Genomic DNA, 22,964 nt, shown 5'->3' on the forward strand with positions numbered 1-22,964 from the left:
GATTCTCCTCTTCATGCATCGTTGAATGAAAGAGCGGGCAGGGTGATTTTCCGCGCCGGGGCGCTAGCTCGAGCGGTGACAGCGGCCCGATGGCCCGTTGTGTTAGAGAGGTCCGATCGCCCCCTCGGCCCTGAGCCTGGCCCGCCGCCCTGGGTCGTAGCCCAGTTCTTCGAGAACGGCGTCGGTGTGCTCGGAGAACATTGGCGGTGCCAGCGAGATCCTCGTCGGAGTGCCGCTGAGCCCGAACGGGGCGGCGATCAACTTCAATGGCGGAGCAGACGGCTGCTCGACGGTGCGAACAAGGTCGCGAGCGGCGACCTGCGGCTCGGCAAAGAGATCCTCGATGGAGTTGAGCGGCCCACTCGGAACCCGTGCCTGGCGCAACTGTTCCAGTAACTTCGCGGTGTGCCAGACTCGCAATTCTGCCTGCAGCAGTGAGATGAGGTCTTCGCGGTTGCGAATGCGCGCGCTTGCGGTGCGAAACCTGTCGTTGACGGCGAGTTCCGGGCGTTCGAGCACTTCGCAGAGCCGCGCAAACTGGGCGTCATTGCCAACGGCGATGACAATCTCTCCGTCATGCGTGGCGAAGTTCTGGTAGGGCACGAGGGTCTGGTGCTGGTTGCCGTACCTCGGAGGGACGTCGCCGGTATTGAGGAACGTCGTGGCAAGATTCAGTAGCGAAAACGTCATCGAATCTAGTAGCGAGATATCGCAGTGCTGCCCCTCGCCGGTCTGGTTGCGTGCCTGCAGCGCCGCAAGCACGCTGATCAAGGCGTGCAAACCGGTCTGAAGGTCGGCTAACGCGATCGGCGCTTTAGTTCCCTCGTCGCCAGGGGCCCCATTCATGGCCACGAAGCCTGTCATCGCTTGGGCGATGAAGTCGTAGCCTGGCTCGGCGCGTGCTGGCCCGGTCTGGCCAAACCCGGTGATGGAGCAGAGAATCACCCTCGGATTAATCCTTCGCAATTCGGGGTAATCAAGCCCAAGGCGTTCAAGTGTGCCGGTGGTGAAGTTCTCGATCACTACGTCGCTCGTGCGAACGAGATTCCGAATGATCTCCCGGCCAGACTCAGTCTTCAGGTCGACCGAGATCGCGCGTTTGCTCCGGTTCACCGTCGCAAAGTACACGCCGATCCCGCTCACCTCTGGCGGGTGCCAGCTCCTGGTTTCATCGGGATTCAGGGGGCCCTCGACCTTGATAACGTCGGCCCCGAGGTCGCCAAGCAGGCTCGCGCACAGCGGCCCCGCGACCACGCGACTGAGATCGAGAACACGCACTCCTGTCAGAGCGCCGGGCGATTGACTAGTCACTTGATGTCCCCTGACGCCGAGATTCGAGCTGCAGTAGCGGCCCCTCCCTGCCGCTCCCTTGCGCGGTGCATGGGGTGCCTGGAACCGGCGCGTGCGATGGTGCGAAGCAGCATCGGCTCTACCGCGGAAAGGGGAACGTGGCCCGCACTGAGTACCTGCTCGGCTGCGTGGGTGAGCATCACGTGTTCGGCTGACCCTGCGGTGTTCTCTTGCCGGAGGAAATGCTCGTCAAGATAGCCAAGTAGCACCGCGAGCTTTCTGAAGCTGTTCGCATCTCGTGCCTCGGTCATCGCCTGCTCGAGCAGCAGACTCGATGCCAGTAGGTCGTACAGGCGGTGCATCAGCCGAACGGCCCCGAGCTCCCGATGCTCGGAACCGAGGAGCGACAGTTGATCGCACTCCTGTTCTGCCTCGGTCGCAGCCGCAAGTAGGTACTCGGCGATGCGGCCGACGGTAGTGTCAACGGCATAGGGGGTGAGCTTGCCACGGATCTCAGCGAAGAACGGCACATCGGAGCCGTTGCGAAGCATGGCGCGCTGAACGTCGAGCGCGACGATGTTCGTCGTGCCCTCCCAGATCGATCCGAGTTGGGCGTCGCGTAGCAGCTTGCCGTCGACCCAATCATCGATATAGCCGTTACCACCTCGGGCCTCCATGCCCTCGGAGACGACGTGTCGCCCGCGCTTGCAGATGACCCCTTTGAGCAGCGGTGTGAGCAGCCGCACATATCGTGAGTGTGGCTCATCGGGAACGCTGGCGTGGCGCTCCTCGGGGCTGAGGCTCGCGACTGCGGCGTCCGCTCGGTCATAGCTCACCGCGGTGTGGAACAGTGTTGCCGCGGCAGCCTCGCTCTCGACAAGCATGCCAAACAAAGCAGCGCGCATGAGTGGCTTATCGACAAGCATCTGTCCGAACGCGGGGCGCCCCTGCGCCGAGGTGAGCGCTTCGATGTAGCTGCGTCGCATGAGCGCTGCGGAGCGCATCGCGTTTGAGAGTCGAGAAGCGTTGACCATCGACATCATTTGTTTGAAGCCGGTTCCGAGTTCGCCGACTGGGTAACAGAGCGCCCCAGCAAACTGTACTTCGCCCGAGGCCATCGCGCGGGTGCCGAGCTTGTCTTTGAGGCGATTGATTCGGAAGCTATTCATGGAGCCATCTGGAAGCAGTCGCGGCATGAGGAACATCGCGAGCCCACTGGTGCCCGGCGCGGCGCCGTGGGGGCGCGCGAGGACAAGTGCGAGATCAGCTGATACGTTGGAGCAGAACCACTTGTCTCCCCAGAGCCGCCACTCGCCCCCATCTTGCCGAGCCTCGACGACGTTGGCCCCCACATCGGAGCCGCCCTGCTTTTCCGTCATGAACTGGGCGCCCGAGAAATGCCCCGGCTCGGTGCGCAGCATTGGCTCAACAAAGCGTTCACTGAGCGCTGTGTCGCCGTAGCGCTTGAGCACTCGGATCGCCGCGTCGGTCATGCTCATCGGGCATGCCAGCGCGAACTCCGCCTGCACGAAGAGATACCAAAACGCATACTTGAGCACGTGTGGAACCGGAGCGTCGAAACCCAGCACGGGCTTGTGCGACATAGCAACCAGGCCGAACTGCTCAACTCCGAGATGCTCCATCCGAGTGTAGGCAGGGTGGTAGTCAATGGCATTCACGAGCCTGCCGCGCGAGTCAAAGGTTCGAAGCCGTGGTGGGTTCGCGTCGGCGGTACGCGAGAGCGTATCGAGCTCCGTTCCGACGAGTCTCCCGAGCTCCCTAAGGTGCGGCGCTGCAATTGAGTAGAGCTCGGGGGAGAGCGCTGAGCTGAGTGTCGTTTGCAAGTCGGTGTCAATCTCGAAGGCGTTGATACCCTCCGTGTCTGGCATTGTGCTCTCGGGGGAGCCCGACATCACGGCGTCTTCAATGGTGTGGGTAACAAACCCTGGCATAGTGCATCCTTTCGCGGTGCGGCGAGGTGCCGTGCCATCATCATGTCCGGTAATTGCCCCTCAAACGATCGAGAAATGACATGCCTCGATGCGTGATCCGTCTCCCGTCCTCAGGTCAATTCCGTGAGCGAGTGACATCTGCCGCCGCGCGCAGCACTGCCGCCAACGCAGGGTTCGAGTTCGAGCTGTGCCAGGCGAGGCTGAGCCAAGTGGGAGCTATCGCATCTTCAATATCTAGAAATTTGACCCCAGAAATGCTTGTGTTTTCTCTCACTGACGTCAGCGTCAGTGTGACGCCGAGACCGGAGGATACGAGCGCGAGCGCCGTCCAGGTGTCTGGGGCGAACTGTGCGGTCGTGAGCGTAGTTCGGTGCCCCATGCTGAGCGTGTTCAGTCGATCGGTGATGACGGAGGGCAAGCGCTCCTGCAGACGTATGAACGGCTCGTTTGAGACGGCTTGAAACGGTGTGCTGCCTTGCTCAGCGAGCGGGTGTGTGCTTGGAACCGCTAGAACGAACCCCTCCTTACTCAGCTTGGTTGCTTGGATTCCCTCTGGAAGATCGCTCCACCGCCCCAGCGCGGTATCTACCGAGTGGTTCAGGAGTTTGTGGAGCCCCTCGCCGGCGAAGCCACCCGCGCTGAGTTCGAGTCTGATGCCAGGGTGGGTGACGGAGACTGCCGATGCTATCGCGCTCACGAGGCGATACGACGAAGGCCCGGTGAAACTCATGCGTACGGTGCCGCTGAGCCCCCGGGCCGACCGGCTCACGCTCTCGAGTGCTTGCTCGTGCGAGTCGTTCACTGCGCGTGCGGGCTCAATGAATGCCGTTCCGGCTTCAGTGAGCGTAACTTGGCGGTAGGAACGATCGAATAGGCGAACGCCAAGCTCCTCTTCGAGGCTGCGAATTGTTCGGCTGAGCGTGGGCTGGGTGACGAAGATCTGTTCTGCAGCGCGACCGAAGTGAAGCTCTTTGGCGAGCGCGAGGAATGCGATCACGTGGTGGTGCTCCATGAGGCTGCTCCTTTCTGTCGCTGGAGTCTGAAACTTGCGTCTCAAATATTCTGTGCTTGCTATGCGAGTGTTGCATAGAGTGATGTCAATTGCACCCTTGGTGGCGGCGTGCCGGTGGCTCAGACTGGGCTGATTGAGCCGATTGTGCGGTGCGGTGCGCCGAGAGAGTGAGCAAAGATGCTTCCAATTGATGAACCCAGTGACCTGTTTCTCCACAGGGAGACCCTCACGCCCAGCGAGCTCGCCCTGAGCGCCAAGCTTCGTGCGTTTGTGGAGGGCTCAGTGCTCCCGGTGATCAATGATGCGTGGGAGCGCGCAGAGTTTCCCAGGGGATTGTTGCCCGAACTGCGCGACCTCGACATCGCCGGCACGACTATCGCTGACTACGGTGGCCCTGGCATGACGCTGCGTGAGCAGGGACTCACCGCATTTGAGCTGTCGCGGGGAGACGGGTCGGTCAATACGTTCATGGCCGTGCACTCGGGGCTGGCCATGGGCACGATACACGCGCTTGGGTCGCCCGAGCAGCGCCAGCGTTGGTTGCCGAGCATGATGCAGCTTGAGCGCATCGGCGCGTTTGCGCTTACCGAACCCGACCACGGATCCGACGCGGTAGCGCTCGAGACAACAGCTGAGCGACGCGGAGGTCGCTACGTTCTCAACGGCCGAAAGCGCTGGATAGGGAACGGGGCATCGGCCGACATCGTATTGATCTGGGCGCGCGACACCTCGGATGGAAATGTGAAGGCGTTTGTGCTGGACCGCGCGCCGGGGGAGGACTACCCGGCCGGGTATGATGCAACCGATATCGCCGGCAAGATCGGCAAGCGAGCCATTCAACAGGCAGAGATAGATATCGTTGGCCTTGAGATCCCCTCGGCCAACCTGCTCGCCAAGTCGCACGACTTTCGCGATGTGGTGGCTGCCCTCGACCGGACACGGCTGAACGTCGGGTGGGCGGCGCTCGGGCACGCCGTCGCGGCATTCGACATCGCCCTCGAATACGCGAACGAACGCTATCAATTCGGGTCTGCGCTGGCCGGGTATCAGCTGGTTCAGGAACGGCTCGTGGGAATGCTCACGAAAATCTCAACGATGTACGGCATGTGCTTTCGAACGACAGAGCTCGGTGAGATTGGTGACCTGACGGGAACGATGACCTCCATGCTGAAGCTCCACACCGCTGCAGCCTCGCGGGAAGTGTGCCGGGAGGCTCGAGACCTTCTTGCGGGGAACGGGCTCTTGCTCGAAAATCACGTGGCGCGGCATCTCACCGACAGTGAGATCAACCATACCTACGAGGGTACGGAATCGATTCAGACGCTGCTGATCGGGCGAGACCTCACTGGGATCTCGGCGTTTCGTCGCCACGCCCGCTCAGAAACCCCTGCGACTGCAGAATCACCGTGAGTACCTGGCGGTCTTCAGCGTGCATCACGCCGTCGACGAAGCGGCGCAACGCCTGGTCGAGCGAGACCTGCCCGCCGCTGCCTGCGACCTTCTGTACGATCGCGACGAGCGTGCGGGGGGCCAGAACCGACTCCTCGAGGCCGGGGCGCCCGTCGATCTCGCGTTCGGTAGACACGAACCGGCTGAAGCCCTCGCCGTGGGACCCAGCGAAGACCTGCTGGCTCACGAACGCGGCGCGGGCCACGCGTTCAAGCTCATCGACGCTGAGCGCAACCTCGCCCGAAGCGTCGGCAATCGAGGCCGCGGCGAGCAGCGCGTTCTCGCGAGGGGTGGCCGTGTACTCGAGCCCGGAGTCGGGGTAGTGCACCCGGTAGCTGTTCGCGCCGAAGCGATTCACAAGCTCTGCGCTCATGCGATCGATGCCGCGGTAGCGGTGCGGCGTCTGCTCGTTCGCCGTCGCGAGAACTGCGAACCCAGCGGCGATCGTGACCGGGGCTCCGTTGTTCTCCTGCACCCCAAACTGCTGCCCGGGCCGCAGCTGCAGAATGCGATTGAGCCGCTTGAGAAACTCTGCGGGCATTGCGTTGACCTCGTCGAGAATGACGGGGCGCCCCTCGGTCATGGCGCGAAGCAGCGGGCCCGCAACAAACACGCTCACGGTCGCCCCGCCGACGGAGCGTAGCTCGTGGCTGCCGATGAGCTGCGCGCTCGTGATGTCGCCGTAGCCCGACACCAACTCCGGCTCGCGACCGAGCTCGACCCTCGCGAGATACTCGGCGAGCGCAGTCTTCGCCCCGCCGGTTTCGCCGAGCAAGAGGAGCGGTTCGCCGCGCGTGAGCGCAGGCAGCGCCTCGGTGATGATGGCTCGCATCTGCCCGGTGAGCAGCAGCCCGCGCTCCAGTTGCGCACGAGCCTCGCGGATGCGGATCGCCGCGAGCGTTTCGAGCACGCCATCCCTGAACGCTTCACCGTCGATGCGCTCTGCCAGCCGCGCCGAGCGATCCCGCTCGAGGCGGTCTGCCTGCCCGCGGAGGGTCGCAACGAGCAGCGCCTCCGACTGAATGAGCGATCGGCGCTCGCTCGCCGCGTCGGTTGCCACCGCGGTAGCCTGCTCGCGCAGTTCGCGGGCGGCGAGGGTCGATCGCCACGATTCGACGGCTGCGCGCAGCACGCCCGCACGCGCGGTGAGAGCGCCGTCGAGCAGCCCGCGGGTCTCAGGGTCCTCGTAGAGCGCTTCGAGGCGCGCCTCGAGCGAGCGCTGCGCGTCGGCGGCGAGCGCAGCTCGCGGGGAGCCGATAGTTGCCGCGACCCGGCGGGTGCGTGCGAGCTCCCTGCCCACCTCAGCGGCCTCGGCCAGCACGGGGTTATCGGCAAAGGGAAGCATGGTGCCACGCTACCACTGAGGCGGCTCGGAGCCGGCACCCGCGCCCGCGCCCGAGCCCGAGCCCGAGCCCGCGGAGACACCGGCGCCATCGGTAGGGTAAGACCATGACCCCCGATCCGCTCGACGACGCCGTGCGCGGCGGCATTACCGCCGCGGCAGCGATCCTGGGGGTGCGCGTGGCGGTGCATGACGGGCGTGACTGGTGGATGCGCGACGGCGTCGTTCATATCGGGCTCGGGTGGGCTGCGCGCCGGGGCCCCGGCCGCGCTCCCGCCCACGACCCCGGCGCCCCCGCCCACGACCCCGGCGGCCCCGCCCACGACCCCGGCGCCCCAGCCCGCGACCCCGGCCCGACCGCCGACACGGTCGCCCGCGTTGCCCTGCTGCTCTGGGAATCAGTGCGCGAGGTGCGCGTCGCGCCCGCGCGGAGGCGGCGTCGGCTCGCGCTGTCGGCAGAGCGGCCCGAGCTGGAGCCGTTGCTCGCGATGCTTGATCGGTTGCTCGCCGCGGCTGAGTTGCTCGCGGCGATGCCGAGCCTGCGGCTTCCGGTGGCGCAGGCGCTCGCAGACGAGTCGGCGTTGGGCGACCGCGCCCCGATGGAGCTGCCGCGGCACCTGCAGTGGGTGGTGCTCGCCCTCGGAGTGTGCGCGCACCGTTGGGCGACGGGCGGCGGGGGCACCCCCGAGTTCGCCGAGACGCTCGCCCCAGAGGTGCGCCACGAGTTTGAGTTGCTCGACGGCTTGGGTGGGGAGACCGCCGAGGTGATCGGTCTCGCATTCGCTCCGGATCCGCGGCGCACCCCGATCGAGCGCTTCGAACGGGCATACGGGGTGTTCGCCCCCGGCTATCAGCGCCTCCTCGCGGCCGACCTGGCTGGCCGAGGGCCGCAATCGGGCGGGCCTGCGGCGGGCGAATCGAAAGCGGGCGAGGAGCCGCCAGGCTCCGACGCTGACCTCGGCCTTGGTGACACCGGCGGTGCGGGCGAGGGAGAACAGGGCCCCGAGCAGCCAGCGGAGTCGGCGGCGGGCGGTGATTCCGCGCGCGGGGGAGACGCCGACCAGGCCCGTGCTGGTGACACCCGCGAGGGGGCCGAGGGTTCCGACCTGTTCGAGGCAGAGCACGCCGGGTTTGTCGAGACGGTGCTCGCGACCCCGCTTCCCGCCTCAGGGGCCTGGGCAGCCGGCGCCGAGCTGCCGGATGTGCAGGCGGTGACCGACCCGCAGCGAGACACAGAAGAGCAGAAACCGCGACGGGCCGACCCCGGTACGCCCGGCGGCGCGGGCGGCCACGCAGCGCTCAGCAGCTACCGAGACCGAGTCGCGCTCAACGCGAGGAGCATTGACGGCGTCCGCGAGGTCTGGCGTCACATTGTCTCTGAGCGGGTGCATGTCACTCGCGGCTTCTCACGGACTCCGCAGGCGGAGGGCGACCTGCTCGACCGCGGCGCGCTTGTGCGCGTGGTGTCAGACGTCGCCGCGGGAGTCGAGCGGCCGCGCGCATTTCTGCGGCGTGAGCGCCGAGTCAGGCCGACTCAGCGCGAGGGCAGCACCGACTACGTGCTGCTGATTGATCGGTCTGCCTCGATGCAGGGGCCGCCTTCCGCTGGGGCAGCGACCGCGGCGCTCATTATGCTCGAGGCGCTTGCCGCTGTCGATCGCGATATTGCTGCCGAGGAGCGTGCCCTCGGCATTGACCTTGAGCTGAGCCTGCGTACCGCGCTCATCGTCTTCGACTCGACCCCGCACACCGTGAAGCCCCTCGCGGGCGCCCTCGACGATAGGGCTCGCCTCGCGCTTGACGAGGCCATTCACTCGCCTCAGGGGTCGACGAACGACGCTGCTGCGCTGCGAGCTGCGGCCGACGAGCTCGGGCTGAACGCTCGCCAGGGAGCGGGCCCGGCCTCCGGTTCGGTGACCAGGCGGCGCGTCGTGATTCTGGTGAGCGATGGTGGCACCAATGACGCGGTACGGGCTGCGAGTGAGCTTGCGCGGCTGCGGGCCCACGGCGTGACGGTGTTTGGCATCGGCATTCGCACGGACGACCTCGCGGCGCGCTTCGCACCCGACGGCATGCGGCTCGACGCAGCCGACGAGCTGCCAGCGGTGCTGCAACGCCTCGTTACCGCTGCGGGCCTCGGCCGGTAGCCGGGTGCGCGCGGGCCGCGGCGTGCGTGGCGGGCCGGCGGAGCTACCACAGCGACCGGGGCGATAGGCTCAAAGCTGGAGGAACGAACATGCCAGCACATTCCGGGGAAGCCGCGCGGCTCGCGCGGCTGCTGTTTGCCGATGTTGCCGAAGAGGTGGACCGCGCGCTCGCAGACTCCCAACGGGCTGCGGGTGGCCGCGCAGCCACATCGCGCGCTGAGCAGATTGTCGAGGCAGCAGCGCTCGCTGCCCGCGAGGGGGACCTTGCCCGTGCAGCGTTCGCGGGTATCGACGGCCTGGAGGCCAGCAGGTTCGCACGGGCGTTCGAGCTGGCTGCCGAGGTCGCGGCCTGGTCTGGCCTCGCGCTGCCCGCGCCGGAGGAGTTCTGGGGCGCAGGGGCCGACCACGGCGCGCTCGCCCGCGCACTCATGGCCGATGCGAGCCTCGTTGCGGTGCCGGCGGTCTACGGCCTCGGCGCGGCCGGATGGACGGCGCTGTACCGGACCGCAGCGCGCCAGGCCGCGAGCCCGCTCTCGCTTGCGGCTCCGCTGACGCTCGCGCCAGAGGTTGCCGCGGAGTTTGACCTGCTCGACGTGCCGCCGCGGGGCGTGCCTGCCGTGGGCTCAGGCGACCTCAGCTGGGCCCTGCGGCTCGTGCCGGGCAGCCCGAAGCCGCCGCTCGTCGGGCTGAGCCATGCACACGGGCCGCACCCGACGCTGCCCGAGATGCTGATGCTGCAACTCATGCACCTCGTGGCGGGCAAGCCGCTGCTCGACTCGGGCAGCCTCACGTGGCTTGACGGGACGCTCGGTGGCGGCAAGTTCGCGGCGCGAGAACTCTACGACACGACCGACCGCAGCGTGCGGGTGAACACCCGCGAGATCGGCAATCAGGGCCCTCACCTCGGGGCGCGGCCGCCTATCGGGTAGTCGGCTGGCCCGTCTCGCCACGGAAAGCGTCGATGACACGCTGGCCCGAGAGTCGCCCGGCAAGCCCCGAGCGATCGGGGGTCGCGATGACCCAGACCAGCAGCGCGAGCGCGAACAGTGCCGACACCCAGCTGAGGCCCGCCGCGACGAGCGGGGGCGCGGTGAGTGCAAGGTAGCCACCGATGCCGCCGAGAAATCGCAGCGGGCGGGCGATGGGTGCGGGCACGGAGCCTGGCTCATACTTCACATTCACGATGAGATCGCCGGCGGTGCGGCCGATGCACACGACGAGCAGCAGCTGCACGGCGATCGCCGCGCCCCACCCGAGGTAGGGCGACGCCGCCGGAGCTCCGACCGCCGGGTCGTAGCCGGGGGCAGCCGCGAGCACGAGGTTGCGGCAGACCTCGGCGACCGCCGCCACAAAACCGACAACGACGAGGTCGGCGAGCATTCCGAGCAGTCTGCGACCGAAGGTGACCGGGCGCGGGCCGAGATCGCCTCGCGGGGCAACAGTGCGCAGCCGCAGCAGCGAAGCGAGCACCGCGCCGACGAGCGCGCCGCCCGTGTTCACGATGATGTCGTCGACGTCGAACAGGCGGTAGGCGCACGGGTAGATGCCCCAGAGCCCGGTGAGCTGCGAGGTCTCGATGGCCAGCGAGATGCCGAGACCGATGAGGGTCGTGGCGAGCACCCCGCGGCCCCAGAGCAGCCTGGTGAAGAACCCGAGGGGCAGAAACAATAGCACGTTGAACGCAATCTGCAGCACGGCCGGGTTCGTGAGCAGCGCTCTGGCCGAAGAGGTGTCGAACTCCGCGATGTCGGCGACCGAGGCCCCGGGGGCGAGCCGCGGTGCGACGCACTCGTAGCTCCCCGGTGTGGGCAGCGGCAGCATCGTGTAGCTCATCAGCGCGAAGCCGTAGACGGTGAATGCCGCCCAAGTGAAGATTCGGCCGGGGGAGAGCCGGCCGAACCGGCGATAGTTCGCAGCGATCAGCGGCACGATGATCACGAACAGAAAGAGGCTGCCGAAGAGTATGGCGATGAGCCCGGGCCAGATCCGCGATTCCATGCAGCAACGCTACCGCAACGCTACCGCAACGCGACCGCAACGCGACCGCAGCGCTACCGCAGTGCCTCCGCCCAAACGCTCGGTGCGTCGGCGCGCGTCGAGGGAAGCTTTGTCGTTTCGCCCCACTCGAGGTACTCGGCAGGCACCTGCAGTGCCTGAGGATCCGCACCAGACTTCGCGATGATCTCCTCGACCGGCACGACGCCGCCGGCGCGCCGGAGGATGCGCGCGCGCACGATGGCGCGGGCGTAGACCTCTGGGGAGCCAGCAATGCCGCTGCCGGCTGGGGCCGGGCGCACGAAGCGCTGCTCCATGTAGACGGCTTGGGCGTCGAAGCCGAGCACGCGCGACTCGATCGTGAACTTCATCCACGGGTTCAGCGACTTCCGGTACGAAATCGTCTGGCCGACAACCACCGGGTACCACGATTCGCGGGCCAGCAGCTCGAGCACGCCGTTGCGCTGCATGAGGTCGAACCGCCCGATGTCCATCAGCGACAGGTACTTGCCGTTGTTCATGTGGCGGAGAATGTCGAGGTCGGTTGGCCAGACCCTGAAGTGGGAGCGCGAGACCGCGCTGAAATCGAGGCGCGGCCCGCGAGAGCCGACGAACCACCGGTGCCAGAGGGTGCGGGGAAGCATGTGCATGATGCGATCTTAGAAGCTCTCCAAGAAAGCGTGCTCTCAATTGTCGGAGACCTGCAACGGTCGCGGCGAAGGCGGGGCGGCATTTCGGGGAAAGGGTACGGGGCGGCGGTGTAGGATGGATCGGCGCGCACGGCGCATGCACTTTCTACACGGGCTTTGGAGATCACCGCATGGCAACCTCGAACGACATCAAAAACGGCACGGTTATCAAGGAGGCTGGGCAGCTCTGGACCGTCCTCGAGTTCCAGCACGTGAAGCCCGGTAAGGGCGGTGCGTTCGTTCGCACCAAGCAGAAGAACGTCGTTTCGGGCAAGATCATCGACAAGACCTACAACGCCGGCACGAAGATCGAGACCGCAACCGTCGATCGCCGCGACTTCCAGTACCTGTACCAGGATGGCGCCGACTTCGTCTTCATGGACATGACCGACTACGATCAGATCACCGTTTCGGCGACAGTCGTCGGCGACGCCCACAAGTACATGCTTGAGAATCAGCAGGTGCAGATCGGCCTCCACGAGGGTGACCCGCTCTACCTCGAGCTCCCTGCCTCTGTTGTGCTCGAGGTGACCTACACCGAGCCAGGCCTGCAGGGCGATCGCTCGACCGGCGGCACGAAGCCAGCGACGGTCGAGACCGGCGCAGAGATCCAGGTTCCGCTGTTCCTCGAATCGGGCACGAAGGTAAAGATTGACACCCGCACGGGTGACTACCTCGGCCGCGTAAACGACTAAGCGTGTCGGCTCGAACGAAGGCCCGAAAGCGCGCACTGGACATGCTGTTCCAGGCCGACGTGCTTGACGTGCCGGTCATGGATATCGTGGCCACGGAGGCAAAACGCGCGGTCGGCGAGCCCGACCGCGTAGCCTCCTGGCTGTACGCCCGCGAGATCGTTGACGGCGTCACCGATCACCGGGAGGAGATCGACGAGCTCATCGCGAGCTACGCGCAGGGATGGACGATCGAGCGCATGCCGAATGTGGATCGCGCGATTCTGCGCATCGCCTCCTGGGAGATGCTGCACAACCCCGAGGTGCCGGCCCCTGTCGCCATCAACGAGGCAGTCGGTCTCGCCAAGGAGTACTCAACCGATGATTCGAGCCGCTTCGTCAACGGGGTGCTCGGCAGAATCGCGGAGCACGCGCAGGCGTAGCGCGGCACCGCGTGTCGGTGCACGCGCTCGAGGTGCGCTAGACTGGCGCAGCTACAGCTTTTCTTTAATGGCGTCCAGTGAGGCGCAGAAGGGGGGCGGTGAATGACCACGCGAACGGTTCTCGATGGAGCCGAGATTTCGCGGGCCTTGACCCGAATCTCGCATGAAATAATCGAGGCGAATAAGGGCGTTCGCGACCTCGTGCTTGTTGGCATCCCCACGCGTGGGTCGATGCTCGCACGCAGGATCGCGGACAACATCTCGCGCATCGAAGGCGTCGACGTTCCCGTCGGCAGCCTCGACGTCACGATGTACCGCGACGACCTCGCGCAGCACCCGACGCGCACGCCGCACCCGACCGACATGCCAGCGAGCGTCGACGGTGTCACGGTCGTGCTCGTCGACGACGTGCTCTACTCCGGTCGCACGGTGCGGGCAGCGCTCGACGCGCTCGGCGACCACGGCCGCCCGAAGGCGGTGCGGCTCGCAGCGCTCATCGACCGCGGGCACCGGGAGCTTCCGATTCGCGCCGACTACATCGGCAAGAACCTGCCGAGTTCGCGCGAGGAGCGCATCTCGGTGCGGCTCACGGAGCACGACGGGGAGGACTCGGTGACGATCTCATGAGGCACCTGCTCGATACGCGAACGCTCAGCCGCGACGACGCGGTCCTCATCCTTGACACCGCCGAAGATATGGCGGCCACGCAGCAGCGGGAGATGAAGAAGCTCCCGACGCTTCGCGGCAAATCCGTGGTGAACCTCTTCTTCGAGGATTCGACGCGCACGCGCATCTCGTTCGAGGCGGCCGCGAAGCGGTTGTCGGCCGACGTCATCAACTTCAGCGCGAAGGGCAGCTCGGTGTCGAAGGGCGAGTCGCTCAAGGACACCGCGCAGACGCTGCAGGCGATCGGCGCCGACGGCGTCATCATTCGCCACCCGGCGAGCGGTGCGGCCGCGAGGCTCGCGTCGAGCGGGTGGATCGATGCCGGCGTCTTGAACGCCGGCGACGGCATGCACGAGCACCCGACCCAGGCGCTGCTCGACGCGTTCACGATGCGGCGCAGGCTGCACGGCGAGGGGAGCCGCGGGAGGGATCTCGAAGGGGTCTCGGTCGTCATCGTCGGCGACATCGCGCACTCCCGGGTCGCCAGGTCAAACCTGTGGCTGCTGAACGCGCTCGGCGCGAAGGTGACGCTCGTCGCCCCCGAGACGCTGCTGCCGTTTGGCGTGCGCGACTGGCCCGTCACGATCCACCACTCGCTCGACGACGCGCTGCGCGAGGAACGCCCCGACGTCGTGATGATGCTGCGGATTCAGACCGAGCGGATGCACGCCGCGTTCTTCCCGAACGAGCGCGAATACGCGCGCAACTGGGGGTTTGACGACACCAGGCTGCAGACGCTGACTGAGCGTGCGATCGTGATGCACCCCGGCCCGATGAACCGTGGCCTCGAAATCTCGTCGGGGGCTGCGGACTCGCCGCGCTCGACCGTGCTCGAACAGGTCGCGAACGGCGTGTCCGTGCGCATGGCGTGCCTGTTCCTGCTGCTGTCTGGCGAGCGCCAACAGAGTGAACGAACCGAAGGCTGAAGGAGAAGTAATGTCTGAAGGAATTCTCATTCGCGGGGCTCGGCTCGCTGCCAGCCTGACCGAGCGCGGCGCAGACATCGCCGGCGCACCGCAGGTTGATCTCCGCGTCGCCGCGGGCCGCATCGTCGAGCGTGGGGGAGTCGCAGGGGCGCCCCGTCTCGAGCCGCGCGACGGAGAGCGCGTCATCGAAGCCGACGGGCTCGTCGCGCTCACGGGCTTCGTTGACCTCCACACGCACCTGCGCGAGCCGGGCTTCGAACAGTCGGAGACCGTGCTCACGGGCTCCCGCGCGGCGGCGGCCGGCGGCTTCACGACCGTGTTCGCGATGGCCAACACCCTCCCGGTGCAGGACACTGCTGGGGTCGTCGAACAGGTGCAGGCCCTCGGTGACGCCGCGGGCTACGCCACCGTCCGCCCAATCGGCGCCGTCACCGAAGACCTCGAGGGGCTGAAGCTCAGCGAGATCGGCGCGATGGCGCAGTCGCGCGCCGAGGTGCGGGTTTTTTCCGACGACGGCAAGTGCGTGCACGACCCGCTGCTCATGCGTCGCGCGCTCGAGTACGTGAAGACGTTTGACGGGGTGATCGCACAGCACGCGCAGGATCCGCGCCTCACCGAGGGCGCCCAGATGAACGAGGGCGCGCTGTCGAGCGAGCTCGGGCTGAAGGGTTGGCCGGCGGTCGCCGAGGAGTCGATCATTGCTCGCGATGTGCTGCTCGCCGAACACGTTGGTGCACGGCTTCACATCTGCCACCTGTCGACCGCGGGCTCCGTCGAGGTGATTCGCTGGGCGAAGGCCCGCGGCATCCAGGTCACCGCCGAGGTCACCCCGCACCACCTCATCCTCACCGAGGAGCTCGCCCGCAGCTACGACGCGCGCTACAAGGTCAACCCGCCGCTGCGCCGCGACGAAGACGTGAACGCGCTGCGCCAGGCCGTCGCAGACGGGCTCATCGACATTGTCGCGACCGACCACGCCCCGCACCCCGTTGAGTCGAAGGAGTGCGAGTGGGACTCGGCGGCGTTCGGCATGGTCGGGCTCGAGTCCGCCCTCCCGATCGCGCTGATCTCGCTCATCGAGCCGGGCCACGCGAGCTGGGCCGAGCTCGAGACGCTGCTCTCGCAGAAGCCCGCCGAGATCGGCCGCCTCGCAGTCGGCGAATCGGGCGTGCACCCGAGCGAGCTCGCCGAGGGGCAGCCAGCAGACATCGTGCTCGTCGACCCGCAGGGCGCGAGCGTGTTCGACCTTGACCGTCTCCACGGCCAGAGCTCGAACTCGCCGTTCCTTGGCATGGAGCTGCCCGGTCGCGTCACCCACACGATCCGCCGCGGGTACCTCACCCTCGACGGCGGCGAGCTCGTCGCTGCCGAGACGGTGGCCGCCGCGGCCGCAGCGAACGCAACACAGAACGGAGTATCCGCATGACCCGCACGATGTTCCTCATCATCTGGCTCATCATCGCCGCAGGCATTCTCACCTTCATGGCGATCGCCTGGCGCGCGCGTAAGCGACGCGACGCGGGGCTCGCGCTGCCTGACGCGAACCTTGCGGGTGACGTGCTCGCAGCGTTTACCCACGTCGGCTACGTCTCGACCACGCCGATCGGGTCCCCGCTCGAACGCGTCGCGATCCCGGGCCTCACCTTCAAGGGCTGGGCAGACGTGACCGTGCGCCGCGACGGCGTCGAGATCGCCGTGCAGGGCGAACGCCCCGTCGAGATTCCGGCCGCGCAGCTGCGCGGAACCGACGCCGCGGGCCGCCGCATCGGCAAGGTCGTCGAGCGCGACGGGCTCGCGCTGCTGCAGTGGGAGAGCGTTGCCGCGGGCAGCCGCGACCTCGAATCCAGTTTCCGATTCGCCACCCCGGCCGAGCATCGACGATTCGTCGATGTCGCAAGCCGGGTCGCGACATCGACTTCCAACAACGTTTCACAGAACACCCACACGAGCCAGGAGGACGCGTGACCACCACGACGAACGAAGTGACGGTGCCACCAGCATCGGCACTCCCCACAGGAGCTGCTGTGCTCGTACTCGAAGACGGCACCCGGTACGCCGGCCGCGCCTACGGCGCCACCGGTCGCTCGCTCGGCGAGATCGTGTTCTCGACCGGCATGACCGGCTACCAGGAGACCCTCACCGACCCCTCCTACGCAGGCCAGATCGTGCTCATGACCGCGCCGCACATCGGCAACACGGGCGTGAACGACACCGACATGGAATCTCGCAAGATCTGGGTCGAGGGCTTCGTTGTGCGCGACCCAGCGCGCCGCGTCTCGAACTTCCGCGCCGAGCGCTCCCTCGATGAGGATCTCGTGCGCGATGGTGTTGTTGGCATCTCCGGCATCGACACGCGCGCGGTGACCCGCAAGATTCGCTCGGCAGGCGCGATGCGCTCGGGCGTCTTCTCGGGCTCCGACCTCGAACTCTCGGACGACGAGCAGCTCGCCCTCGTTCGCGAGCAGGCCGGCATGGCCGGCAAGAATCTCTCGGAGGCCGTGACCACGCCCGAGCGCTACGACGTTCCCGTAGCTGAGGGCGTCGAGCGCGTCGGGTCGATCGCTGTGCTCGATCTCGGCATCAAGCGCGCGACCGTGCAGTACCTCTCGGAGCACGGCTTCGATGTGACGGTGCTGCCTGCCTCGACGACGCTCGAGGAGATCCGCGAACTCGCGCCCGACTCCGTCTTCTACTCAAACGGCCCGGGAGACCCCGCAGCAAGCGAGGCCCAGGTCGAGCTGCTCGCGCAGCTGCTCCGCGACGGCCTGCCCTACTTCGGCATCTGCTTCGGCAACCAGCTGCTCGGCCGCGCCCTCGGCCTTGATACCTACAAGCTGCCGTTTGGCCACCGCGGCATCAACCAGCCCGTGCTCGACAAGCGCACCGGCCGCGTCGAGATCACCGCGCAGAACCACGGATTCGCGGTCGACGCCCCGATCGACGGCGAGTTCGAGTCGCCCGCCGGCTTCGGCCGCGTACAGGTCAGCCACGTCAGCCTGAACGATCAGGTTGTTGAGGGCCTCGAGTGCCTCGACATTCCAGCGTTCTCCGTGCAGTACCACCCCGAGGCGGCCGCCGGCCCGCACGACGCCTTCTACCTGTTCGACCGCTTCCGCGCTCTGGTCCAAAACCGCGCCGCAGCCGCCGACACCACCACTCAGGGAGCTTAACCAGACATGCCCAAGCGTTCAGACATTAACTCTGTCCTCGTCATTGGCTCAGGCCCGATCGTCATCGGCCAGGCCTGCGAGTTCGACTACTCGGGAACCCAGGCGTGCCGCGTGCTGCGCGAGGAGGGCGTGCGCGTCATCCTCGTGAACTCGAACCCGGCAACGATTATGACCGACCCCGACTTCGCCGACGCGACCTACGTCGAGCCGATCACCGCCGAGGTCATCGAGACGATCATCCAGAAGGAGAAGCCCGACGCGATTCTCCCGACGCTCGGCGGCCAGACCGCGCTGAATGCGGCCATGGAGCTGCACGAGCAGGGGATCCTTGAGAAGTACAACGTCGAGCTCATCGGCGCGAAGGTCGACGCGATTCAGAAGGGCGAGGATCGCCAGCTCTTCAAGGACATCGCGATCGCCGCGGGTGCTGGCGTCGCGAAGTCGTACGTCGCGCACACGCTCGAGCAGGCGAAGGAGTACGCCAACGATCTCGGGTACCCGCTCGTCGTGCGCCCGTCGTTCACCATGGGTGGCCTCGGTTCGGGCTTCGCCTACACCGAGGAAGAGCTCGTGCGCATCGTCACCGATGGCCTGCACTACAGCCCGACCACCGAGGTGCTGCTCGAGGAGTCGATCCTCGGGTGGAAGGAGTATGAGCTCGAGCTCATGCGCGACACCAAGGACAACGCGGTCGTCGTCTGCTCGATCGAGAACGTCGACGCCGTCGGCGTGCACACCGGCGACTCGATCACCGTCGCTCCCGCGCTCACCCTCACCGACCGCGAGTACCAGAACCTGCGCGACATCTCGATCGACATCATCCGCCGCGTTGGCGTCGACACGGGCGGCTGCAACATCCAGTTCGCGATCGACCCGGCCGACGGCCGCGTCGTCGTCATCGAGATGAACCCGCGCGTCTCGCGCTCCTCGGCGCTCGCGTCGAAGGCAACCGGCTTCCCGATCGCGAAGATCGCCGCGAAGCTCGCGATCGGCTACACGCTCGACGAGATCCCGAACGACATCACGCAGAAGACGCCGGCCTCGTTCGAGCCCGCGATCGACTACATCGTCGTGAAGACCCCGCGCTTCGCGTTCGAGAAGTTCCCCGCAGCCGACGACACGCTCACCACCACCATGAAGTCGGTCGGCGAGGCGATGGCCATCGGCCGCAACTTCACGACCGCGCTGCAGAAGTCGCTCCGCTCGCTCGAGAAACGCGGCACCTCGTTCCACTGGAACGCGCTGCCTGCAGACGTGGCCGCTGACGCGCGCGTCGCCGAGCTGCTCGAATCGATCAAGCGCCCCACCGACGGACGTATCGTCGACGTGCAGCAGGCGCTGCGCCTCGGCGCGTCGATCGAGCAGGTCTTCGAGTCGACCTCGATCGACCCGTGGTTCCTCGACCAGATCGTGCTTATCAACGAGGTCGCGGAGACCGTGAAGGCCGCGTCGCAGCTCTCGCTCGACGTGCTCCGCGAGGCGAAGGATCACGGCTTCAGCGACGCCCAGATCGCGGCCATCCGCGGCATCTCGGAGTCCGAGGTACGCGGCCTGCGCCACGGCCTCGGCCTCCGCCCCGTCTTCAAGACCGTCGACACCTGCGCGGGCGAGTTCCCCGCGCTCACGCCGTACCACTACTCGTCGTACGATCTCGAGACCGAGGTCACGCCGAGCGACCGAAAGAAGGTCGTCATCCTCGGTTCGGGCCCGAACCGCATCGGCCAGGGCGTCGAGTTCGACTACTCGTGCGTGCACGCCTCGTTCGCGCTGAGCGACGCGGGCTACGAGACGATCATGATCAACTGCAACCCCGAGACCGTGTCGACCGACTACGACACGTCTGACCGCCTGTACTTCGAGCCGCTCACGCTCGAGGACGTGCTCGAGGTCATCCACGCCGAGCAGGCGTCGGGCGAGCTCCTCGGCGTCGTCGTGCAGCTCGGCGGCCAGACCGCCCTCGGGCTCGCGCAGCCGCTGAAGGATGCGGGGATCCCGATCCTCGGCACCACGCCCGAGGCGATCGACCTCGCCGAGGAGCGCGGCGCCTTCGCCCAGATCCTCGAGCGCGCGGGCCTCACCGCCCCGCGCAACGGCACCGCGATCGACAAGGAGGGCGCGATCCGCGTCGCCGAGGAGATCGGCTACCCCGTGCTCGTGCGCCCCTCATTCGTGCTCGGCGGCCGCGGCATGGAGATCGTGTACGACACCGAGTCGCTGCACGGCTACTTCGAGCGCATCGAGGGCCACGCCCTCGTCGGCCCCGGCCACCCGCTGCTCGTCGATCGCTTCCTCGACGACGCGATCGAGATCGACGTCGACGCGCTCTTTGACGGCGAGCAGCTCTACGTCGGCGGCGTGATGGAGCACATCGAAGAGGCTGGCGTGCACTCGGGTGACTCGAGCTGCACCCTGCCGCCCGTGACGCTCGGCCACGACCAGATCGCTCAGGTGCGCGAGGCGACGCTTGGCATCGCCGAGGGTATCGGCGTGCGCGGCCTGCTCAACGTGCAGTTCGCGATCGGCCAGGGCGTGCTCTACGTGCTCGAGGCCAACCCGCGCGCGTCGCGCACGGTGCCGTTCGTGTCGAAGGCGCTCGGTATTCCCCTCGCGAAGGCCGCCTCGCGGGTGATGGCGGGGGAGACCATCGCCGAGCTGATCGCGGAGGGCTTCCTGCCCGAGCGCGACGGCTCGCGCGCGCCGATCGACGCCCCGATCGCGGTGAAGGAGGCCGTGCTGCCGTTCAAGCGCTTCCGCACGAACGAGGGCCTCGTCGTCGACTCGCTGCTCGGCCCCGAGATGCGCTCGACCGGCGAGGTCATGGGCATGGACCGCGACTTCCCGACCGCGTTCGCGAAGAGCCAGGCCGGCGCGGGTAGCTCGCTGCCGAAATCGGGCACCGTGTTCCTCTCGGTGGCGGATCGCGACAAGCGCTCCGTCGTGCAGCCCGCGCTGCGCCTCCAGGAGCTCGGCTACCGCATTCTCGCGACGCAGGGCACGCAGGTGGTGCTCGCCCGCAACGGCATCGCGTCTGAGACCGCGCGCAAGCACTCGCTGCAGGCCGAGGGCGACACCATCGTCGACCTCATCAACCGCGGCGAGATCGACATGATCGTGAACACGCCCTCGGGCAGCTCGGCTCGCGCCGACGGCTACGAGATCCGCGCGGCGGCAGTCGCTGCCGACAAGCCGATCTTCACGACCGTGTCTGAGCTCTCGGCGGCCGTCGGTGCGCTGTCGGCCCTCCAGCAGAGCTTCGATGTGAAGTCGCTGCAGGAGTACGAGGCAGACCGCCAGGCCGCACTCGCGGCGGCGAAGTAGGCACCGTGAACGCTGACCAGGTACCCGCCCCAAGCTTTGGGGCCCGGCTCGCGGCGGAGTTCGCCGCGGGCCGGCACCTGTGCGTCGGGATCGATCCGCACCCGGGGCTACTCGCCGAGTGGGGCCTGCCAGATTCGGCCGAGGGCGCCGAGCGGATGGGGCGCGACGTCGTCGCGGCCTCCGCCGGCGTCGCGGCAGCGCTGAAGCCGCAGATCTCGTTCTACGAGCGTTTCGGCTCCGCCGGGTTCGCGGCCCTCGAGCGGGTGCTCGCAGACGCGCGCGCTGCCGGCGTGCTCGTGGTCGGCGATGTGAAGCGCGGCGATATCGGGTCGACCTTTGCCGCCTACGCCGACGCCTGGCTCGCTTCGGGGTCACCGCTCGAAGTCGACGCGATGACCGTCGCGCCCTACATGGGCTTCGAGACGCTCTCCGGGGCGTTCCCGTACGTGCGCGAGCACGGCAAGGGTCTGTTCGTGCTCGCGGCAACGTCGAACCCCGAGGCGCGCGCGGTGCAGACCGCGGTGCGCGGCGACGGGCAGACGCTCGCTGCATCGATGGTCGCGGCCGCGAACGAGTGGAACGCGCGCGAACACGCAGCGGATCCGGTGGGCTCCGTCGGCGTCGTGCTCGGCGCGACCCTCGCGCTCGACGAGTTCGGGATCGACACCGCAGCACGCGTGTCGCCCGCACTGCCGGTGCTCGCTCCGGGCTTCGGGCACCAGGGGGCACGCATCGAAGACGCCGCCGAGATCTTCGGCGGAATCGGGCACGCAGTGCTTGCCAATGAATCGCGCAGTATCCTTGGGGGAGGCAGCGAGCTTCTCGCCGGTCGCATTCGCGAACGGGCTACGCTAATTGCCGAGGCGCTGCGGGCCTAGCGGCGCGTGCTCTCAGAGCGGGCCCCATGAGTCGGGGCGCGCTCGAGCAGGGCTCACACACTGACGGCGCATCACGACGAGTGCGATACGGGAGATCATGACGAATCAGCAGGCAGCAATGCCGGAGGTAGACAGGGTCGCAGCCAACCGCGCTGCGGTCGCCGCGAGGCAGGCGCGCGCGGAGCTCAAGCGGAAGCTCCGCAGCGGCGAGATCTCGCCGCTGAAGGTGCTCGAGTACTCGAAGGTGCCGGGCCACGCGGCTGCAAGCCTGCGCATCACTGACTACCTGCTGTCGTTCCCCTCGATCGGGCAGGTAAAGGCCGAGCGCATTCGCGACGACCTGCAGATCTCTGAGCGCAAGCGTCTCGGGGGTCTGGGGGCGCTCCAGCGCGAGCGGCTCGAATCGTTCGTGCGCGAGCGCTCCGGCGCGCTGCCACGCGGGGAGCGACCACCGCTGACGGTGCTCGCTGGCCCGACCGCCGTCGGCAAGGGGACCGTTGCGACGCACGTGCGCGATACTCACCCCGATGTGCGGCTGTCAGTTTCTGCGACGACGCGCCCTCCGCGACCGGGCGAGATTGACGGCGTGCACTACTTCTTCGTTTCAGATGAAGACTTCGACCGCATGCTTGCCGCCGACGAGCTGCTCGAGTGGGCGACCGTGCACAATAAGTTCCGCTACGGCACGCCCCGCGGCCCGGTCGTTGACGCCAGCGCGCGCGGCGAGGTTGTGCTCCTCGAGATCGACCTACAGGGTGCCCGCCAGGTGCGCCAGAGCATGCCTGATGCGCGGCTCGTCTTCCTCGCACCGCCGAGCTGGGACGAGCTCGTGCGGCGCCTCGTTGGGCGCGGCACCGAGGGCGAGGAGGAGCGTGCTCGGCGCCTCGCAACCGCGAAGATCGAACTCGCCGCGGCAGACGAGTTCGATGAGATCATCGTCAACGACGAGGTCGAGCTCGCGGCTGAGCGGCTGGTGCAGCTCATGCGGGGCGCGGAGTAGCGACTCGCCCCCAGTA

19 protein-coding genes are annotated in these 22,964 nt (G+C 67.3%); 13 read left to right on the top strand and 6 right to left on the bottom strand.

Annotated features, from left to right (window positions below; genetic code table 11):
- Positions 1–102: 102 nt before the first annotated feature.
- The 3 genes from ABD115_RS06215 to ABD115_RS06225 form a co-directional block, all read right to left on the bottom strand.
- Positions 103–1,311, bottom strand: coding sequence for a CaiB/BaiF CoA transferase family protein (locus ABD115_RS06215; RefSeq protein WP_343959298.1), 1,209 nt, complete (start codon positions 1,309–1,311; stop codon positions 103–105).
- The gene (locus tag ABD115_RS06220; RefSeq protein WP_343959300.1) at positions 1,308–3,242 is read right to left on the bottom strand and encodes an acyl-CoA dehydrogenase family protein; all 1,935 of its coding nucleotides are present in this window, start codon (positions 3,240–3,242) and stop codon (positions 1,308–1,310) included. Before ABD115_RS06220 ends, ABD115_RS06215 begins: the two co-directional genes overlap by 4 nt.
- Positions 3,243–3,357: 115 nt before the next feature.
- Positions 3,358–4,254 carry a LysR family transcriptional regulator gene (locus ABD115_RS06225; protein ID WP_343959302.1) on the bottom strand — a complete coding sequence of 299 codons (897 nt, stop codon included), beginning with the start codon at positions 4,252–4,254 and terminating at the stop codon, positions 3,358–3,360.
- Positions 4,255–4,431: 177 nt separating this feature from the next.
- On the opposite strand from ABD115_RS06225, the gene ABD115_RS06230 reads away from it, so the two are divergent.
- Positions 4,432–5,664 carry an acyl-CoA dehydrogenase family protein gene (locus ABD115_RS06230; RefSeq protein ID WP_343959304.1) on the top strand — a complete coding sequence of 411 codons (1,233 nt, stop codon included), beginning with the start codon at positions 4,432–4,434 and terminating at the stop codon, positions 5,662–5,664.
- On the opposite strand, the gene ABD115_RS06235 is transcribed toward ABD115_RS06230, so the two are convergent.
- Positions 5,597–7,048 (bottom strand): AAA family ATPase, encoded by a 1,452-nt coding sequence (locus ABD115_RS06235; RefSeq protein WP_343959306.1) that lies wholly within the window; start codon positions 7,046–7,048, stop codon positions 5,597–5,599. The two genes, ABD115_RS06230 and ABD115_RS06235, sit on opposite strands and share 68 nt — an antisense overlap.
- Before the next feature lie 104 nt (positions 7,049–7,152).
- Here ABD115_RS06235 and ABD115_RS06240 point away from each other — a divergent pair, with 104 nt between their 5' ends.
- Both ABD115_RS06240 and ABD115_RS06245 read left to right on the top strand, forming a co-directional pair.
- Complete coding sequence (locus ABD115_RS06240) at positions 7,153–9,192, top strand: VWA domain-containing protein (protein WP_343959308.1); 2,040 nt, start codon at positions 7,153–7,155, stop codon at positions 9,190–9,192.
- An 89-nt stretch (positions 9,193–9,281) separates the two neighbouring features.
- Positions 9,282–10,121: a serine/threonine-protein kinase gene (locus ABD115_RS06245; protein ID WP_343959310.1), complete on the top strand. Its 840-nt coding sequence runs from the start codon at positions 9,282–9,284 to the stop codon at positions 10,119–10,121.
- On the opposite strand, the gene ABD115_RS06250 is transcribed toward ABD115_RS06245, so the two are convergent.
- Together ABD115_RS06250 and ABD115_RS06255 are read right to left on the bottom strand one after the other, a co-directional pair.
- Positions 10,111–11,190, bottom strand: coding sequence for a VanZ family protein (locus tag ABD115_RS06250; RefSeq protein ID WP_343959312.1), 1,080 nt, complete (start codon positions 11,188–11,190; stop codon positions 10,111–10,113). The genes ABD115_RS06245 and ABD115_RS06250 overlap by 11 nt on opposite strands.
- A 53-nt stretch (positions 11,191–11,243) precedes the next feature.
- Positions 11,244–11,837, bottom strand: coding sequence for a thioesterase family protein (locus ABD115_RS06255; protein WP_343959314.1), 594 nt, complete (start codon positions 11,835–11,837; stop codon positions 11,244–11,246).
- Positions 11,838–12,007: 170 nt separating this feature from the next.
- Between ABD115_RS06255 and efp the strand changes: the two genes are divergently transcribed.
- The 10 genes from efp to gmk all read left to right on the top strand — a co-directional run bounded on the left by efp (position 12,008) and on the right by gmk (position 22,948).
- Positions 12,008–12,571, top strand: a complete 564-nt coding sequence (efp, locus tag ABD115_RS06260) for an elongation factor P (RefSeq protein WP_343959315.1) — start codon at positions 12,008–12,010, stop codon at positions 12,569–12,571.
- Positions 12,572–12,573: 2 nt separating this feature from the next.
- On the top strand, positions 12,574–12,990 hold the full coding sequence (gene nusB, locus ABD115_RS06265) for a transcription antitermination factor NusB (protein ID WP_343959317.1): 417 nt from the start codon (positions 12,574–12,576) through the stop codon (positions 12,988–12,990).
- 102 nt (positions 12,991–13,092) lie between these two features.
- Complete coding sequence (pyrR, locus tag ABD115_RS06270; protein WP_343959319.1) at positions 13,093–13,617, top strand: bifunctional pyr operon transcriptional regulator/uracil phosphoribosyltransferase PyrR; 525 nt, start codon at positions 13,093–13,095, stop codon at positions 13,615–13,617.
- Positions 13,614–14,582, top strand: coding sequence for an aspartate carbamoyltransferase catalytic subunit (locus ABD115_RS06275; RefSeq protein ID WP_343959321.1), 969 nt, complete (start codon positions 13,614–13,616; stop codon positions 14,580–14,582). Before pyrR ends, ABD115_RS06275 begins: the two co-directional genes overlap by 4 nt.
- A gap of 10 nt (positions 14,583–14,592) precedes the next feature.
- A complete protein-coding gene (locus ABD115_RS06280) occupies positions 14,593–16,008 on the top strand; it encodes a dihydroorotase (RefSeq protein ID WP_343959323.1) in 1,416 nt (471 codons plus the stop codon).
- Positions 16,005–16,547, top strand: a complete 543-nt coding sequence (locus tag ABD115_RS06285) for a PH-like domain-containing protein (RefSeq protein WP_343959324.1) — start codon at positions 16,005–16,007, stop codon at positions 16,545–16,547. Before ABD115_RS06280 ends, ABD115_RS06285 begins: the two co-directional genes overlap by 4 nt.
- A complete protein-coding gene (gene carA, locus ABD115_RS06290) occupies positions 16,544–17,752 on the top strand; it encodes a glutamine-hydrolyzing carbamoyl-phosphate synthase small subunit (protein WP_343959325.1) in 1,209 nt (402 codons plus the stop codon). Before ABD115_RS06285 ends, carA begins: the two co-directional genes overlap by 4 nt.
- Positions 17,753–17,758: 6 nt before the next feature.
- Positions 17,759–21,070, top strand: coding sequence for a carbamoyl-phosphate synthase large subunit (gene carB / locus ABD115_RS06295; RefSeq protein WP_343959327.1), 3,312 nt, complete (start codon positions 17,759–17,761; stop codon positions 21,068–21,070).
- A gap of 5 nt (positions 21,071–21,075) precedes the next feature.
- Complete coding sequence (gene pyrF / locus ABD115_RS06300) at positions 21,076–21,948, top strand: orotidine-5'-phosphate decarboxylase (RefSeq protein WP_343959329.1); 873 nt, start codon at positions 21,076–21,078, stop codon at positions 21,946–21,948.
- 97 nt (positions 21,949–22,045) lie between these two features.
- Positions 22,046–22,948 (top strand): guanylate kinase, encoded by a 903-nt coding sequence (gene gmk / locus ABD115_RS06305; RefSeq protein ID WP_343959331.1) that lies wholly within the window; start codon positions 22,046–22,048, stop codon positions 22,946–22,948.
- Positions 22,949–22,964: the final 16 nt, after the last annotated feature.

The organism is Leucobacter albus (assembly GCF_039528015.1).
GTDB classification, from domain to species: Bacteria; Actinomycetota; Actinomycetes; order Actinomycetales; family Microbacteriaceae; genus Leucobacter; species Leucobacter albus.

What these genes read in the sequence shown, in the direction of transcription:
- ABD115_RS06225 (WP_343959302.1), bottom strand. Translation starts at nt 4,254, where the DNA reads ATGGAGCACCACCACGTGATCGCATTCCTCGCGCTCGCCAAAGAGCTT.
- ABD115_RS06280 (WP_343959323.1), top strand. Translation starts at nt 14,593, where the DNA reads ATGTCTGAAGGAATTCTCATTCGCGGGGCTCGGCTCGCTGCCAGCCTG.
- ABD115_RS06220 (WP_343959300.1), bottom strand. Translation starts at nt 3,242, where the DNA reads ATGCCAGGGTTTGTTACCCACACCATTGAAGACGCCGTGATGTCGGGC.
- ABD115_RS06285 (WP_343959324.1), top strand. Translation starts at nt 16,005, where the DNA reads ATGACCCGCACGATGTTCCTCATCATCTGGCTCATCATCGCCGCAGGC.
- ABD115_RS06275 (WP_343959321.1), top strand. Translation starts at nt 13,614, where the DNA reads ATGAGGCACCTGCTCGATACGCGAACGCTCAGCCGCGACGACGCGGTC.
- ABD115_RS06230 (WP_343959304.1), top strand. Translation starts at nt 4,432, where the DNA reads ATGCTTCCAATTGATGAACCCAGTGACCTGTTTCTCCACAGGGAGACC.
- ABD115_RS06255 (WP_343959314.1), bottom strand. Translation starts at nt 11,837, where the DNA reads ATGCACATGCTTCCCCGCACCCTCTGGCACCGGTGGTTCGTCGGCTCT.
- ABD115_RS06250 (WP_343959312.1), bottom strand. Translation starts at nt 11,190, where the DNA reads ATGGAATCGCGGATCTGGCCCGGGCTCATCGCCATACTCTTCGGCAGC.
- ABD115_RS06245 (WP_343959310.1), top strand. Translation starts at nt 9,282, where the DNA reads ATGCCAGCACATTCCGGGGAAGCCGCGCGGCTCGCGCGGCTGCTGTTT.
- efp (WP_343959315.1), top strand. Translation starts at nt 12,008, where the DNA reads ATGGCAACCTCGAACGACATCAAAAACGGCACGGTTATCAAGGAGGCT.
- ABD115_RS06235 (WP_343959306.1), bottom strand. Translation starts at nt 7,048, where the DNA reads ATGCTTCCCTTTGCCGATAACCCCGTGCTGGCCGAGGCCGCTGAGGTG.
- carB (WP_343959327.1), top strand. Translation starts at nt 17,759, where the DNA reads ATGCCCAAGCGTTCAGACATTAACTCTGTCCTCGTCATTGGCTCAGGC.
- gmk (WP_343959331.1), top strand. Translation starts at nt 22,046, where the DNA reads ATGACGAATCAGCAGGCAGCAATGCCGGAGGTAGACAGGGTCGCAGCC.
- ABD115_RS06240 (WP_343959308.1), top strand. Translation starts at nt 7,153, where the DNA reads ATGACCCCCGATCCGCTCGACGACGCCGTGCGCGGCGGCATTACCGCC.
- pyrR (WP_343959319.1), top strand. Translation starts at nt 13,093, where the DNA reads ATGACCACGCGAACGGTTCTCGATGGAGCCGAGATTTCGCGGGCCTTG.